The 14925-nt window shown below is 72.4% G+C and carries 12 protein-coding genes; 8 read left to right on the forward strand and 4 right to left on the reverse strand.

The annotated features are described in order from the left end of the window. The first annotated feature begins 128 nt into the window (after positions 1-128). Both ACZ6B8_RS00975 and ACZ6B8_RS00980 read left to right on the forward strand, forming a co-directional pair. Complete coding sequence (locus ACZ6B8_RS00975) at positions 129-1370, forward strand: cytochrome P450 (RefSeq protein ID WP_471605882.1); 1242 nt, start codon at positions 129-131, stop codon at positions 1368-1370. Between the two features lie 209 nt (positions 1371-1579). Next, positions 1580-3211 (forward strand): hypothetical protein, encoded by a 1632-nt coding sequence (locus ACZ6B8_RS00980; protein ID WP_471605883.1) that lies wholly within the window; start codon positions 1580-1582, stop codon positions 3209-3211. On the opposite strand, the gene ACZ6B8_RS00985 is transcribed toward ACZ6B8_RS00980, so the two are convergent. Then, positions 3162-5366 (reverse strand): bifunctional glycosyltransferase 87/phosphatase PAP2 family protein, encoded by a 2205-nt coding sequence (locus tag ACZ6B8_RS00985; protein ID WP_471605884.1) that lies wholly within the window; start codon positions 5364-5366, stop codon positions 3162-3164. The two genes, ACZ6B8_RS00980 and ACZ6B8_RS00985, sit on opposite strands and share 50 nt — an antisense overlap. 355 nt (positions 5367-5721) lie before the next feature. Here ACZ6B8_RS00985 and proP point away from each other — a divergent pair, with 355 nt between their 5' ends. Next, positions 5722-7305 carry a glycine betaine/L-proline transporter ProP gene (gene proP, locus ACZ6B8_RS00990; protein WP_471605885.1) on the forward strand — a complete coding sequence of 528 codons (1584 nt, stop codon included), beginning with the start codon at positions 5722-5724 and terminating at the stop codon, positions 7303-7305. Between the two features lie 424 nt (positions 7306-7729). On the opposite strand, the gene ACZ6B8_RS00995 is transcribed toward proP, so the two are convergent. Further along, complete coding sequence (locus ACZ6B8_RS00995) at positions 7730-8908, reverse strand: serpin family protein (RefSeq protein ID WP_471605886.1); 1179 nt, start codon at positions 8906-8908, stop codon at positions 7730-7732. A gap of 210 nt (positions 8909-9118) precedes the next feature. On the opposite strand from ACZ6B8_RS00995, the gene ACZ6B8_RS01000 reads away from it, so the two are divergent. After that, positions 9119-9796: an O-methyltransferase gene (locus ACZ6B8_RS01000; protein ID WP_471074678.1), complete on the forward strand. Its 678-nt coding sequence runs from the start codon at positions 9119-9121 to the stop codon at positions 9794-9796. Between the two features lie 18 nt (positions 9797-9814). Here ACZ6B8_RS01000 and ACZ6B8_RS01005 read toward each other — a convergent pair whose 3' ends face one another. After that, complete coding sequence (locus ACZ6B8_RS01005; protein WP_471605887.1) at positions 9815-10213, reverse strand: FHA domain-containing protein; 399 nt, start codon at positions 10211-10213, stop codon at positions 9815-9817. A gap of 276 nt (positions 10214-10489) precedes the next feature. On the opposite strand from ACZ6B8_RS01005, the gene ACZ6B8_RS01010 reads away from it, so the two are divergent. The 4 genes from ACZ6B8_RS01010 to ACZ6B8_RS01025 all read left to right on the forward strand — a co-directional run bounded on the left by ACZ6B8_RS01010 (position 10490) and on the right by ACZ6B8_RS01025 (position 12656). Further along, positions 10490-11185, forward strand: coding sequence for a hypothetical protein (locus ACZ6B8_RS01010; RefSeq protein WP_471074672.1), 696 nt, complete (start codon positions 10490-10492; stop codon positions 11183-11185). Then, complete coding sequence (locus tag ACZ6B8_RS01015; protein WP_471605888.1) at positions 11178-11642, forward strand: hypothetical protein; 465 nt, start codon at positions 11178-11180, stop codon at positions 11640-11642. Before ACZ6B8_RS01010 ends, ACZ6B8_RS01015 begins: the two co-directional genes overlap by 8 nt. A 102-nt stretch (positions 11643-11744) precedes the next feature. After that, the gene (locus ACZ6B8_RS01020; RefSeq protein WP_471074666.1) at positions 11745-12068 is read left to right on the forward strand and encodes an antibiotic biosynthesis monooxygenase family protein; all 324 of its coding nucleotides are present in this window, start codon (positions 11745-11747) and stop codon (positions 12066-12068) included. A gap of 51 nt (positions 12069-12119) precedes the next feature. Then, positions 12120-12656, forward strand: a complete 537-nt coding sequence (locus tag ACZ6B8_RS01025) for a GNAT family N-acetyltransferase (RefSeq protein ID WP_471605889.1) — start codon at positions 12120-12122, stop codon at positions 12654-12656. Positions 12657-12693: 37 nt separating this feature from the next. On the opposite strand, the gene ACZ6B8_RS01030 is transcribed toward ACZ6B8_RS01025, so the two are convergent. Beyond that, entirely contained in the window at positions 12694-14871 is a 2178-nt protein-coding gene (locus ACZ6B8_RS01030; protein ID WP_471605890.1) for a DHA2 family efflux MFS transporter permease subunit, read from the reverse strand. Positions 14872-14925 lie beyond the last annotated feature (54 nt).

Genomic DNA, 14925 nt, shown 5'->3' on the forward strand with positions numbered 1-14925 from the left:
ACGCACCTTGCGCGGGGCTCGCGCGTAATCGTCCGGTCCTGGGCCTTGCCTCTTGTAGAACCCGTTACTACCTTTCGAGCCATTGCCTGATGGACCGTCAGACTTAAGTTCACCGCCTGGAGTTGCCGATGACCTGTCCCGCGCTGCCCGACGGGTTCGACTTCACCGACCCCGACCTGCTGCAAAGCGGCGTGCCGCTCCCGGAGTTCGCGTCGCTGCGGCGGACGGAGCCGGTGCGCTGGATCGCCCAGCCGCCCCGCATCTCCGGTTACGACGACGCGGGCTACTGGGCCGTCACACGGCACGAGGACGTCAAGTACGTCTCCACGCACCCGGAGTTGTTCTCCTCCAACCTCAACACCGCGATCATCCGGTTCAACGAGACGATCACCCGGGACCAGATCGAGGTCCAGAAGCTGATCATGCTCAACATGGACCCGCCCGAGCACACCCGGGTCCGCCAGATCGTCCAGCGCGGCTTCACGCCCCGCGCCATCCGCTCCCTGGAGGACGCGCTGCGCGCCCGCGCCGGCTCGATCGTCGAGTCGGCCCTCGCCGGCGCGGCCCCCGACGGCTCCTTCGACTTCGTCACGAACGTCGCCGTCGAGCTGCCGCTTCAGGCCATCGCCGAGCTGATCGGCGTGCCCCAGGAGGACCGCTCCAAGATCTTCGACTGGTCCAACAAGATGGCGGGGTACGACGATCCGGAGTACGCGATCACCGAGGAGGTCGGCGCCGAGGCGGCGATGGAGATCGTCGCGTACGCGATGAACCTCGCCGCGGCCCGCAAGGAGTGCCCCGCCAAGGACATCGTCAGCCAACTGGTGGCGGCCGAGGACGAGGGCAACCTTTCCGGCGACGAGTTCGGCTTCTTCGTGATCCTGCTGGCGGTGGCCGGCAACGAGACCACCCGCAACGCCATCACCCACGGCATGCACGCCTTCCTCACCCATCCGGACCAGTGGGAGCTCTTCAAACGCGAGCGCCCCGCGACCACCGCCGAGGAGATCGTGCGCTGGGCGACCCCGGTCGTCTCCTTCCAGCGCACGGCCACCGAGGACACCGAGCTCGGCGGCGCCCGGATCAAGCAGGGCGACCGCGTCGGCATCTTCTACTCGTCGGCCAACAACGACCCCGATGTGTTCGAATCGCCGGAGAAGTTCGACATCACCCGTGACCCGAATCCGCACCTCGGTTTCGGCGGCGGCGGACCGCATTTCTGCCTCGGCAAGTCCCTCGCGGTCCTGGAGATCAACCTCATCTTCAACGCGATCGCCGACGCCATGCCCGGTCTGCACCTGACCGGTGACCCGCGCAGGCTGCGCTCCGCCTGGCTCAACGGCATCAAGGAACTGCAGGTCAGCACCTGAGGGACGCCGGGTCAGCGGCCGGCGGACACCGGACCGGCGGCGGCTGACCCGCCTCCAGGGAGGCAGGGGCGAACCCTCTCACGCCCCCGCCCCTGCCTCCCCCGGAGGAAGCGCCGCATCAGGTCAATCACCTGTACGAAACCAACGTTTCCGTTGCAGGAAGCGTCCTGAGAAGTGAACCTTGCCTCCCCAGGACTCGAACGGAAACGGTGGCCGTGGTCTCAGCCGACGTATCGCTCACGCCGTCCGACCGCGCGACCGCCGGACGGAACGCGCCGCCGCGTCCCTTCCTGCGCCGGCACCGCGTCCCGCTGCTCGCCACCGTCCCCACGCTTCCCCTGTACGCCGTGTGGGTGGCCTTCCTCGCGACGGGCGGCGGCGACCTCGCGGCGCAGCAGGCCTGGGCGCGGTTCGCCGCCGAGCACGGCACGGCCGCGTACAACCTCTTCTGGTACGGCGGCATGCACACCGCCAACTACAGCCTGATCTCGCCCTATCTGATGGCCGCGCTCGGCGTGCGGACGGTGACGGTGCTGTCCGGGGTCGCCGGCGCCTGGCTGGTCGCCGCGCTGATCGACCGCTCCGGCATCCGCAGGCCGCTGTGGCCCGCGGTGCTCGCCTCGCTCGCGATCTGGTGCAACGTGGCCTCCGGGCGCACCACGTTCGCGCTCGGTCTCGCCTTCGGGCTCGCGGCCTGTCTGGCGCTGGTGCGGCAGCGGCGGGTGGTCGTCGCCGTGGTGTGCGCGGCCCTCGCCACCATGGGCTCACCCGTCGCGGGGCTGTTCCTGGTGGTGGCCGGCGCGGGCTACTTCTTCGTCCGCGACTGGGCGCGCGCGGCGGCCCTGGTCCTGCCGCCCTTCGTCGTCGTGGCGGCGACCACGGTGCTCTTCCCCTTCACCGGCGAGCACCTGATGCCCTTCGACCGGATCTTCCCGCCGGTGCTGTTCAGTCTGGCCCTCATCCTGGGCGGGCCGCGCGAGTGGCGGGTGGTGCGGTGGGGCGCGGGCGTCTACGCCGTCGGGACCGTCCTGACCTATCTCGTCCCCTCCCCGATCGGCACCAACGTGGAGCGGCTCGCCGAGCTGGTCGGGCCCGCGCTGCTGCTCGCCGCGCTGCTCGTCCCGGGCCTGACCCGGGCCCGCAGGATCGCGCTGACGGTGGCGCTCGTGCTGTCCTCGGCGTGGGTGACGCAGAAGACCGTCGACGACCTCGTGGTGTCGACGAAGGTGCCGAAGTGGGCGGTCGACACCCAGGGGGTGGTGCGGGAGCTGGAGCGCCTGGAGGCCAACCGCACCCGGGTCGAGGTCGTCCCGACTCGCAACCACCGTGAGGCCACCGCGCTCGCCCCGTACGTGAACATGGCGCGCGGCTGGAACCGTCAGCTCGACATCGAACGCGGCCGGCTCTTCTACGACGGCTCGTTCTCGCCGGGCAACTACCGCGCGTGGCTCGACAAGTGGGCCGTCGGGTACGTGGTGCTGCCCGCGGGCAAGCCGGACGGCTTCGCCGAGGACGAGGCGGCGCTGGTGGCGAGCGGGCCGAAGTGGCTGGAGCCGGTCTGGCGGGACCCCTACTGGCAGGTCTTCCGGGTGAAGAACCCGGTGCCGCTGGTCTCCGAGCCCGCGGCCGTCGTGCGCTCCACGGGGTCGAACGTGGTGGTGCGGGTCCCGAAGCGGGGCTCGGTGACGCTGCGCCTGGTGTACTCGCCCTGGCTGCGGGCCGAGGGGGCCTGCCTGACGCCACAGGGCGAGTTCACCCGCCTGTCGGTGCCCGCGCCGGGTACGTACGAGATCAGCTCGGGCTACCGCCGCTCCACGGGCCGCCACGCGACGTGCCGTTGAGCGAGCCGGCGTCGCGGGAGTCGCTCTCACGGGAGTCGCCCCGGCGGGAGTGGTCGTCGCGAGAGTCGCCGGCGGGGGCCCCACCGCTCGTCGCCGCCTCCAGCGGCTGCCGCACGCGGGGCCCGGACAGCGCGTACGTGAGGCCGAAGCCCGCGCCCACCACGGCCGCGCCGCCCACCGCGTCCAGCACCCAGTGGTTGCCGGTGCCCACGATCGCGCAGACCGTGAAGAAGGGATGGAGCAGGCCGAGCGCCTTCATCCACCACCGGGGCGCCACGATCGCGACGACCAGGCCGCACCACAGGGACCAGCCGAAGTGCAGCGAGGGCATCGCCGCGTACTGGTTGGTGAGCTCCGTCAGCGTGCCGTAGTCGGGCCGGGTGAAGTCCTGCACGCCGTGCACCGTGTCGATGAAGCCGAGCTCCGGCATCAGCCGCGGCGGGGCGAGCGGGTAGGCCCAGAAGCCGATGAGCGCGAGGACCGTGGCGAAGGCGAGCGCGGAGCGCGCCCAGCGGTACTCGGCGGGCCTGCGCACGTACAGGACGCCGAGGACGGTCAGCGGCACCACGAAGTGGAACGACGTGTAGTAGAAGTCGAGGAAGTCCTGGAGCCAGCCGGTCCGCGCCGTCAGATGGTTGAACCAGTGCTCGACGTCGATGTGCAGGAACCGCTCGACCGCGTGGATCTGCGCGCCGTGGTGCTCGGCGGTGTCCCGGCCCCCGGAGATCGTGCCGCCCGTCGCCGCGAGCCTGACCTGCTGGTACGCGGAGTAGCCGACGCGGATCAGGAGCAGTTCGAGCAGCAGGTTCGGCCGGGTCAGGACGCGCCGCCAGAACGGCACCAGCGGCACCCGGCTCCAGCGGGCCGGTACGGGCGCGGCGTATGCGGTGGGGACGGGCCGCTCGTACTGCGGGTGCGCGCGGGACAGGAAGGGCACGACGGCGGCCGCGGCGAGCGCCGCGATCAGCACGAGGTCGTCCCGGACCGGTTCGGTGACCGGCATGTTCGGCAGCATCATCGTGGCGGGCAGCGTCGACACGAGGACGACGGCCACCGGCCACACGTACCGGTCGGAGCGGCGCTTGCCGACCCGGCCGACCACCGCGAAGAGCACCCACAGGAGCTGGTGCTGCCAGGTCGTCGGCGACACGGCGACCGCCACGCAGCCGGTGATGGCGACGGCGAGGAGCAGCTGCCCGTCCCGGGCGTAGCGCACGGCGCGGCGCAGGCCCACGTAGACGAGGGCGGCGCTCAGGGCGAGGAAGAGGCCGGTCTCCAGCGGCCCCTCGAGGCCCAGGCGGAGCAGCATGCCGTGCAGCGACTGGTTGGCGGTGGCGTCCGGACGCTCGCCCAGTCCGGCGCCCGCGAGATGGTGGAACCAGTACGTGGCGGAGTCGCCCGGCGTCGCGGCCCAGGCGAGCGCGGTGCAGGCGGCGAAGGTGGCGCCGGTCGACGCGGCGGCCTTCCTGCGGCCGGTGCACCAGAGCAGCCCGGCGAAGAGCAGCGCGGTCGGCTGCAGGGCGGCGCCGACGCCGATGAGGACGCCGCAGGACCGTTCGCCGCGGACCGCGAAGAGGCCGAGCAGGACGAGCAGGACCGGCAGGATGCTGGTCTGGCCGAGGTGCAGGGTGTTGCGCACCGGCAGCGACAGGATGAGCAGGCTGATCGCCACGGGGGCGGCGAGCAGTGCGGTGCGCCGGGTGACGGGCCGCGGCAGGGCGCGGGCCACGACGAGGCCGAGGACGGCGACCAGGCCGAGGGTGCCGAAGGTCCAGGCCCAGCCGAGCGTCTGCTCCCCGGTGCGCGCGAGCGGTTTGAGGACGAGGCCGGCGAAGGGGGGTCCGGTGAACTTGTCCGCGTCGTAGAAGGAGCCGTTGACGTGCAGGACGCCGGCCGGTCCGATCCACGTCTCCAGATCGGTGAACCGTTCCCCCGCGGGCGTCCGCAGGACGTCGGTGACCTGCCGGACCGCGAGGAAGGCGGCGATCAGCCAGAGAGCGACGCGGGCGGCTCCGACCCGCGCCTCGTGGTCACCGGCCCGCCCCGGTCCCAGAGCACTGCCCTGTCCCGGTCCCAGGGCGCCGCCCTGCCCCGTGCGCGATCCCCTGTGCTCAACGTCCACCACGCCCCGTCGGCCTCCCGCCCGGTCCGTCATGTGTGCCGCACGCTCCGGCACGGCCTCCGGTTGTCGGCTCGTACGGACCGCGCCCTGTTGTGAGACGCACGCAACCACCATTTCACCTGGCGGCCACACCGCTTTCCATCGGCTTTTCGGCTCCTCTGCTCAACAGGGGCGCTCGACTGTCCTCCCGCCGAGCTCCTCACTCCGCGTAGACCGGTGGTGACTCCACTGACATCAGCATGGCGCACCGGTCTCGGCCGCGCGGTTCCCGGTCCGGGCCGCGACATAGATCACAGATCGGCCGCACCCCTGCCACCTGCGGAAACGCCGTTTGACCTGGACAGAAGCACTTTCCGCGCGCTGTGCGGCCGACCGGACACCGACCGTAATGATGCCCCCTGCACCTATGGTCGCTTTTCGGGCCGCCCCGCTGACCGGGTGCGGCCCCGCCCTTGTCGTCGATCGAGAGCAGGCGAGCGAACCCTTGGCGAGCGCCACCCCCGTCGCACCACGGAAGCCCGGTTCCTCGAGGTCCGCGGAGCCACCGACGCCCTCGGGACCCTCGGGACCCTTGAGGTCGGGGCCGTCCGGGCCCGCGGACCCGTCGTATGGCCACGGGGAGGTGACCGTCACCGACCCGGCGATGGTCAAGCGCGCGGTGAAGGCGGCCGCCCTCGGCAACGCGATGGAGTGGTTCGACTTCGGCGTCTACAGCTACATCGCCGTGACGCTGGGCAAGGTCTTCTTCCCCTCGGGCAATCCGACGGCGCAGCTGCTCTCCACCTTCGGCGCGTTCGCCGCGGCCTTCCTGATCCGGCCGCTCGGCGGCATGGTCTTCGGGCCGCTCGGCGACCGCGTCGGCCGCCAGAAGGTCCTCGCGATCACCATGATCATGATGGCGGCGGGCACGTTCGCGATCGGCCTGATCCCCTCGTATGCCGCGATCGGCGTCTGGGCGCCGGTCCTGCTGCTCCTCGCCCGCCTGGTGCAGGGCTTCTCCACGGGCGGCGAGTACGCGGGCGCCTCCACGTTCATCGCCGAGTACGCCCCCGACAAGAAGCGCGGCTTCCTCGGCAGCTGGCTCGAGTTCGGCACGCTGGCGGGCTACATCGGCGGCGCGGGCCTGGTCACCCTGATGACGACCCTGCTCTCGACCGATGCCCTCCTCTCCTGGGGCTGGCGCATCCCCTTCCTGATCGCGGGCCCGATGGGCCTGATCGGCCTCTACCTCCGGATGAAGCTGGAGGAGACCCCGGCGTTCGCCGCGGAGCTGGAGAAGGCCCACGAGGACGAGCAGTCCCGCGCGAAGGTCCGCCTGCGCGACATGGTCACGGGCCAGTGGAAGGCCCTGCTGCTCTGCATGGGACTGGTCCTGGTCTTCAACGTCACGGACTACATGCTGCTGTCGTACATGCCGAGCTATCTGACAAGCGAGCTCGAGTACGACGAGACGCACGGGCTCCTGGTCATCCTGGGCGTGATGGCGCTGATGATGTGCGTCCAGCCGTTCATGGGCAGGCTCACGGACCGCGTCGGCCGCCGCCCGGTGATCGCCGCGGGCTGCGCGGGCTTCCTGCTGCTCTCCGTACCCGCGCTGCTCCTGATCCGCGAGGGCTCGCTGTGGGCGATCGGGCTCGGCCTCGGCGCGCTCGGCCTGCTCCTGGTCTGCTTCACGGCCTCGATGCCGTCGACCCTGCCGGCCCTCTTCCCGACGAAGGTCCGCTACGGCTCCCTCTCCATCGGCTTCAACATCTCCGTCTCGGTCTTCGGCGGTACGACACCGCTGATCGTGACGGCGCTGATCGGCGCGACGGGCGACAAGATGATGCCCGCGTACTACATGATGGCGGCGGCCGTGGTGGGCGGCATCGCCGTCTGGTACATGACGGAATCGGCCCGCAGGCCCCTGCCGGGTTCGCCTCCGGCGGTGGAGACGGCCCGCGAGGCGGAGGCGCTGGGCGCTGGCGCTTAGGCCTGAACGGTGGGGTCCGCGGGTCGGCGCGGGCCGGGCCGGGGAGGTCTGGGGGCAGGGTTGGTGGTTTGCCGGCTGCGGCCCGGTGGGGGCTGGTCGCGCAGTTCCCCGCGCCCCTGAACCAGCACCTCCGCCCCCGCCCACGAGGAGCGACACGGCACCCCGTGCAGACCCGCAGGGGTTGTCAGGGGCGCGGGGAACCGCGCAAAAGAGCCCACCGGCCCGCAGCACAAAACACGCCGGACGCCCGGCCGACCAGGGGCGCGGGGAACTGCGCAAAACAACCCACCGGCCCGCAGGGGCAAAGCGGCCGGAGGACCGGCTGATCAGGGGCGCGGGGAACTGCGCAGAAAAGCCCACCGGGCCGCGGCAAGACAACGAGCCTCAGGCACAGATAAGGGGCGCGGGGAACTGCGCAGAACCGTCACCCGGCACCCCACGCCGTCGACCGCCACGCCGCGAACAGCGGAACCTCCCCCGCCCCGTCGAGAACCACCACCCCGAACGGCCGGTCGAAGAGGATCCGCTCGATCCGCCGAGGGGGAGGACGAACCCCACCCGGCGCCATCGGCACCGCCGTCACCGCAGCCGCATCCACCCCTTCCTCCGCGATCTCCACGACCGCCTCCTGGACCACCTGCGATATCGCGAGCCGCTCCGGCGACATCCCGGAGAAGTCCGCCGCGTCGCTCAAGGCCCACCGCACCCCGAGCGCGGCCAACTGCTCCGTCGCATCGGTCCGCGTCCGCAACGCGAGCCGGGGCACGGCCATGGACACCTCATCCGCGTCGATCGCCGACCGCCGCCCCCGCGGCGCCCAGGCGAGCGGCAGCACGGCCGCCGCCCCCGCACCCGGCTCCCCGAGCACGAACCGGACGCGCACGGGCGCCCGCACACCCCGCGCCGCCCCCCGCATCTCGACCACCCGCCCCGCACCCGAGGCCCCCGCGTCCACCACCCACGCGTCTCCCGCCGCCACCGGCCGCCGCATCGTCGGCACCTCGTGGCCGACACCCGCCGCGTCCGTGAAGAGCGCGTCGCGCGTGGCCGCCCGGTCGAAGGGGTCCTCCCAACGCGCCTTCAGGGCCAGCGCGTTGACCAGCAGAAGCAGCGTGTCCGGTGTGATCACCACCGGCAGGCGGTCGATCATGCCATCCGTCGCCTCCCGCACCCACGCGTCCGCCGCGTCCCCCGCATCCGGGTCCATCGGCCCGAACGCGATGTCCGGCAAGGCCTCCTCGTACGCCCGGTGAACCGGGACCCGGCTCCACACGCGCGTGGCCACGCCCAGCGCGTCCGTCTCCGCGAGGGCCCGCGCCCCGGCCGTCACGGCGCGCGTCGCCTCCGGTCCCGCGACGCCGAGCAACTCCCGCAGCTCATCGGCGGTTTCCCCGCGGGCCCCCGCGGCCACGGACGCGAGCGCCAGCCACATCCCGGCGGGCGAGCACACGAAGTCGCCCCCGCCTTCCCCCTCGGCTCCCGCCCCCTCGACACCCCGCGCCATCTCAGGCAGCCACCGCCCGGCGAACTCCCGCACCGCCACGCCCGGCAGCACCGGCTCCACCGCCGGAGTCCACACCGCCGCCCCGCCGTACTCCACCATTCCGACTCCCCCGTACGACATTTCGTCCCCCACACGCCACATCCCGCACGCCTTATCCCGCACGACACACCGCCGAGCCAGCCGAGCCCGCCAGCTCTCCTCGACGATCTCCGACAACCAGTATGCGAGCTATCACTGACAACGCCCCTCGCCCACCGGTAAGCTCCTTAGCGAAACTAACTAGACAGGCGAAGGGAACGTACGAGCAGCATGAACCAGCAGCAGTGGAACACCGTCGACGCCTACTTCACCGACCTCCTCGCCCCCGCCGACGACACCCTGGCCGCCGCCCTGCGCGACAGCGACGCGGCCGGCCTGCCGCAGATCAACGTCGCCCCCAACCAGGGCAAGCTCCTCCACCTCCTCGCCCAGCTCCAAGGCGCGCGCCGCATCCTGGAGATCGGCACCCTCGGCGGCTACAGCACCATCTGGCTGGCCCGCGCCCTGCCCGCCGACGGCCGGCTCGTCACCCTCGAATACAGCCCGGAACACGCCGACGTGGCCCGCGCGAACCTCGCCCGCGCCGGGTTCGACAAGCTCGCCGAGGTCCGCGTCGGCCCCGCGCTCGACTCGCTGACGGACCTGGGCGCCGAGCACACCGCGCACCCCGACCCCTTCGACTTCGTCTTCATCGACGCGGACAAGGCCAACAACGCGCACTACCTGGAGTGGTCGCTCGAGCTCACCCGGCCGGGCAGCCTGATCGTCCTCGACAACGTCGTACGGGGCGGTGCGGTCGCCGACGGATCGAGCACCGACCCGAACGTGCGCGGCACCCGGGCCGCGCTGGAGCTCATGGCGGAGCACCCCAGGCTGAGCGCCACGGCCGTGCAGACGGTGGGCACGAAGGGGTACGACGGATTCGCGCTGGCTCGCGTACTCACCTGACCCGGACCGACGCCACCCTCAACCCTCGTGGAAATAGCCGACGTTCACGCTGCGCGGCCCCGACCGGTCCTGGATGACGACCTCGCCGGAACTGCCCCGGGCGAGCGGCGCCGACCCTCCGTACGCGAGGGCCCGCGCCGTACCCCCAAAGACCACCCGGACCTCGGACGCCGGGTCGGGGTTCGAGCCGCGCAGCCAGCGGACGGACCACGTGCCGTCGGGCCCGCAGCGGAACTCCAGATGGGTGCGGGAGACGAAGAGCCAGTCGTCGGGGGTCACGAGACGGCACACGTTCCGGTCGCGCCCGACACACAGGACGGTGCCCGGCTCGCTCGGCGTCTCGGCCATGAGCATGCCCGCGGTCGCCCCCGCGCCCGTCTCCGCCCCGCTCACCGCGGCCATGGTCAGCTCCAGCACGTGGCAGCTCCTTCAACTCGCCCCGGGGCGAGCGCATGTGGTGTGTCGCGCGCTGCCGCATCCTAAAGGGCTCCCGGGCAGGACGCACGCCCTCCCGCGACAACGAACCCATGACCGAGCGCAAGCCACCCGGAGCCGACACCGCTCCCGGCGGACGGCCCTTGCCCGGCCGCTGTTTGGCGGATCGATTCCGGGCAACCCGTTCCGAGGTACGGGTGCCGAGGCCCACCGGGCCTCGCGCCCGAGGCCGATCCCCGAGCGAGAAGGCACCCACACATGTCCACAGTCCTGATCATCGCTCTGATCGTGGTCGTCGTCGCCGTCCTCGCCGTCGGCGCGGTCGCGGTGATGAACGGCAAGCGGGGCGCGGGCGGTACGCGCGGCCTCAAGCGCCGCTTCGGGCCCGAGTACGACCGCGCGGTCGCCCGGCACGACGGCGACACGAAGGCCGCGGAACGCGACCTCGGCGAGCGGGTGAAGCGGCACGGCGCGCTGCGCACGCGCCCGTTGCAGCCCGCCGCGCGCGAGCAGTACGCGGCCCGCTGGACCGTCGCCCAGGAGCGCTTCGTCGACTCGCCGCGCGAGGCCGTCGTCGAAGCCGACCGGCTGATCGCCGAGCTGGCCGGCGCCCGCGGCTTCCCGGACGCGGGGCACTACGAGGAGCAGGTCGACGCGCTCTCCGTGCACCACGCCCACCACGTCCACGGTTACCGCAAGGTGCACCGCGTGGCCCTCGGCACGACGGGCCCCGAGCAGGGCAGGACCGGCACCCTCGGCTCCACCCTGTCCGGCACCGACACCGACGCCGCGGCCGGTACCGAGGAGATGCGGGCCGCCATGATCGAGGCGCGGGCCCTCTTCGACGCCCTGGTCGCCGAGCAGCGGCACGACGCCGACGCCACGCACACCGACCGGCACGGCACTTCCGAGCGCTCGACCGGCATCACCCACAAGGGAGTCCAGCATGGCTGAGCCGTCCGCCACCGCACCCCAGGCCACTCCGGCCGCCCCGGCCACTCCGGCCGCCCCGACCGGCCAGACCGGCCAGACCGGCCAGACCGCCGAGACCACCCTCTATCCGCGCGACGCGCGCGACAAGCTGACGCTGCGCCTGCAGAACGCCGTCAACGGCTTCGTCGACAGCCCGCGCGCGGCCGTCGAGAGCGCCGACGGCGTCCTGGAGGAAGCGATCGCCGACCTGACCCACCTGCTCACCGAGCGCCGCCGCACCCTGCGCACCTCCTGGGAGGCGCTCCCCGCAGAGGGCGTCCCCGGCGAGGGCGTCCGTGCCGAGGGCGTCCCCGGCGAGCCCCCGCCCCCCGGGGGTGTCCGGCCCGCCGCCGGGGCGGGCCCCACCGGCGACACGGAACAGCTCCGCCTCGCCCTGCGCGACTACCGCGAGACGGCGGAACGCCTGCTCCGCCTGTAGCCACCCCCCGTCTGCACGGGCCCGCGCCGAGGCGCCGGGGCGCACACCGCCCCGGCGCCCCTGCATGTCCGGCCCCCGCCGCCCGTACGGCAGGATGGCCGCATGAGCATCGTGAAGATCAACGCACTCACCGTCCCCGACGAGCAGCGCGAGGTCCTGGAGAAGCGTTTCGCGTCCCGCGCGGGCGCGGTGGAGAACTCCGACGGCTTCGAGTGGTTCGAACTGCTCCGCCCGATCGAGGGCACCGACCAGTACCTCGTCTACACCCGCTGGCGCGACGAGGAAGCGTTCCAGGCGTGGATGGAGGGGCCCATGAAGGCGGCCCACCAGGGCGGCGGCGCGGGCGGCGAGCGGCCGAAGCCGGCGGCGAGCGGGTCCTCGGTGTGGTCCTTCGAGGTCGTCCAGCAGGCCGCGCCCAAGAGCTGACACGAGCTAATTCGTTTGCCCGGCGGCGGTCCTGCGGGCTCACATGGGCGCATGAGCGATGCCGCCACCCGATTCCCCGCCGTCCCGACCACCGCCGCGCCCGCCTGGGCCGTCGCCCCGGAGCCGTACGACTCGGCCGTCGCCGCCGCGCTCTGGCGTCCGTACTACACCGAGGTCAGCGACCGCTGGTACCAGCTGCACGAGGGGCGCGCCACCGACCCCGGGGAGCTGGAGCGCGAGATCGCGGCGGAGACCGGGGCCGATCTCGCCCCGCCCGGTGGGGTGTTGCTGGTCGCGCGGTACGGGGGCGAGCCGGTCGGCACGGCGGGGGTGCGGCTGCTCGACGCCGGCACCGCCGAGCTCAAGCGGGTCTTCGTCCGGGCAGACATGCGCGGCAAGGGCGGGGCCCCGCGTCTGCTCGCCGCCGCCGAGGACGCGGCCCGCGGGCTCGGGGCCGGGCGGATCGTGCTCGACACCCGTACCGATCTGGTGGAGGCCCGCGCGCTCTACTCCCGGCACGGCTACGCGGAGATCGAGCCGTACGCCGAGCGGCCGTACGCCGAGCATTGGTACAGCAAGCGGCTCTGAGCACGGCCGGGTGTGGGCAGGACCCGGCAGGATCGGGTCAGGCCGCGCGTACCGGCCGTACGGCGCTCGCGCCGTCGCGCGGACGCTCCGACTCCGAACCGCACAGCTCCGCGCTGAGCTCACCGACCAGCTGGACCAGGTCGGTCGGGCGGTCGGGGCCCCACCAGTCGCCGAGCAGCTCCGACAGGGACTCCTCGCGGGCCGCGGCGAGCTTCCCCGCGACCTCGCGGCCGTACTCGGTCAGCACCATCTCCAGGCCCGTGCGGCGGGCGAGGCGGCGCTCCTCGACCTGGCGTGCGGCCGCTGTCACGACGGTCAGCGGCACCGTGGTGCGCTCCGCGAGCACGCCGGGCTCCACGGAGCCGTGCCGGGCGATGCGCAGGAGCAGCCAGCTGGAGGCGGGCAGCAGGTCGTAGCCGGCCCGTTCCGTGATCCGCTCGTAGATCTCGCGCCGGCCCTCGCGCGTCCCGAGCACCGAGAGCGCACGCGCGCACTCGTCGTACGACGAACGCTCCACGGGGTTGCTGGCCAGCGTCTGTGTGGTGTCGGGTGCCGTCACCGAGACGCGCAGCTTGTCCTCGCGCAGGAACCAGGCGAGGACGAACGCGGCGAGGGCGACCGGCGTGGCGTAGAGGAAGACGTCGGTGATCGACGAGGCGTACGCGTGCAGGGCGCTGGGGCGCAGGTCGGCGGGGAGGCGGGCGATGCCGCGCGGGTCGGCCTCCAGGGTGCCCACGCTCAGGCCGGGCGGCAGTTGCCGTCCGGCGAGGGCGTCGGTGAGTTTGTCGCCGAGCCGGTTGGTGAAGATGGTGCCGAAGACCGCGACGCCGAAGGAGGCGCCGATGGACCGGAAGAAGGTCGCGCCCGAGGTGGCGACGCCCAGGTCCTCGTAGCTCACCGCGTTCTGCACGATGAGGACGAGCACCTGCATGACCAGGCCGAGGCCCAGGCCGAAGACGAAGAAGTACGCGCTCATCTCCCCGGTGCCGCTGTGCTCGTCCAGCTGGTGCAGCAGGAGCAGTCCGAGCGCGGTCACGGCCGTGCCCGCCACGGGGAAGACCTTCCACCGTCCGGTGCGGCTGACGATCTGCCCGGACGCCGTGGTGGACAGGAGCATGCCGGCCACCATCGGCAGCATGTGCACGCCCGACATGGTCGGGGTGACGCCCTGCACGACCTGGAGGAACGTCGGCAGGTATGTCATCGCCCCGAACATCGCGAAGCCCACGATGAAGCTGATGACGGCGGAGAGGGTGAAGGTGCGGATCCGGAACAGTTTCAGCGGGAGCACCGGTTCCGCGGCCTTGCGTTCCACCGCCACGAACGCGACGGCGAGGAGCACGCCGAGCACCGCGAGTCCGATGATCTGCGGCGATCCCCAGGCCCACGTGGTGCCGCCGAGCGAGGCGACGAGGACCAGGCAGGTGGCGACGGACGCGATGAGGAAGGTGCCGAGGTAGTCGATGGTGTGCCGGGTGTCGCGCACCGGGATGTGCAGCGTGGTGATGATGACCAGGAGGGCGACCGCGCCGATGGGCAGGTTCACGTAGAAGACCCAGCGCCAGCTGAGGTGCTCGGTGAAGAGGCCGCCGAGCAGCGGTCCCAGCACGCTGGTCGCGCCGAAGACCGCGCCGAACAGGCCCTGGTACTTGCCGCGTTCGCGCGGGGAGACGAGGTCCCCGACGATCGCCATGGACAGCACCATGAGTCCGCCGCCGCCGAGTCCTTGCAGCGCGCGGAAGCCGATGAGCTGCGGCATGTTCTGCGCCATGCCGCACAGCGCGGAACCGGCCAGGAAGATCACGATCGCGGTGAGGAACAGCTTCTTGCGGCCGTACTGGTCGCCGAGCTTGCCCCAGAGCGGGGTCGCGGCCGTCGCGGCCAGCATGTACGCGGTGACGACCCAGGACAGGTGGTCCATGCCGCCGAGATCGCTGACGATCGTCGGCAGCGCGGTGGAGACGATGGTCTGGTCGAGGGCGGCGAGCAGCATGCCGAGCAGCAGGGCGCCGATGGAGACGAGCACGCCACCCGGCGGGTGACCGTTGCCGCCCGGGTCCGTTCCCGTGCCCGTGCCCGCGCTCGGGGCTGACCCCGAGCCCGAGTTCGAGCCCGTGTCCGCGTTGTGGACGGGGCCGGATCGCGGCCCCGGATCCGGGGCCGGCCTGGGCTCGGGCTCCGGTACTGCCTGGTGGGCGCCGACGTCATGCGTCATGGACACCTCCTGGAGGTTCCTTCCCCGTCCCTCTCACTCATCCCTCGCCTCCCT

Source organism: Streptomyces sp. NPDC041122, from assembly GCF_055592445.1.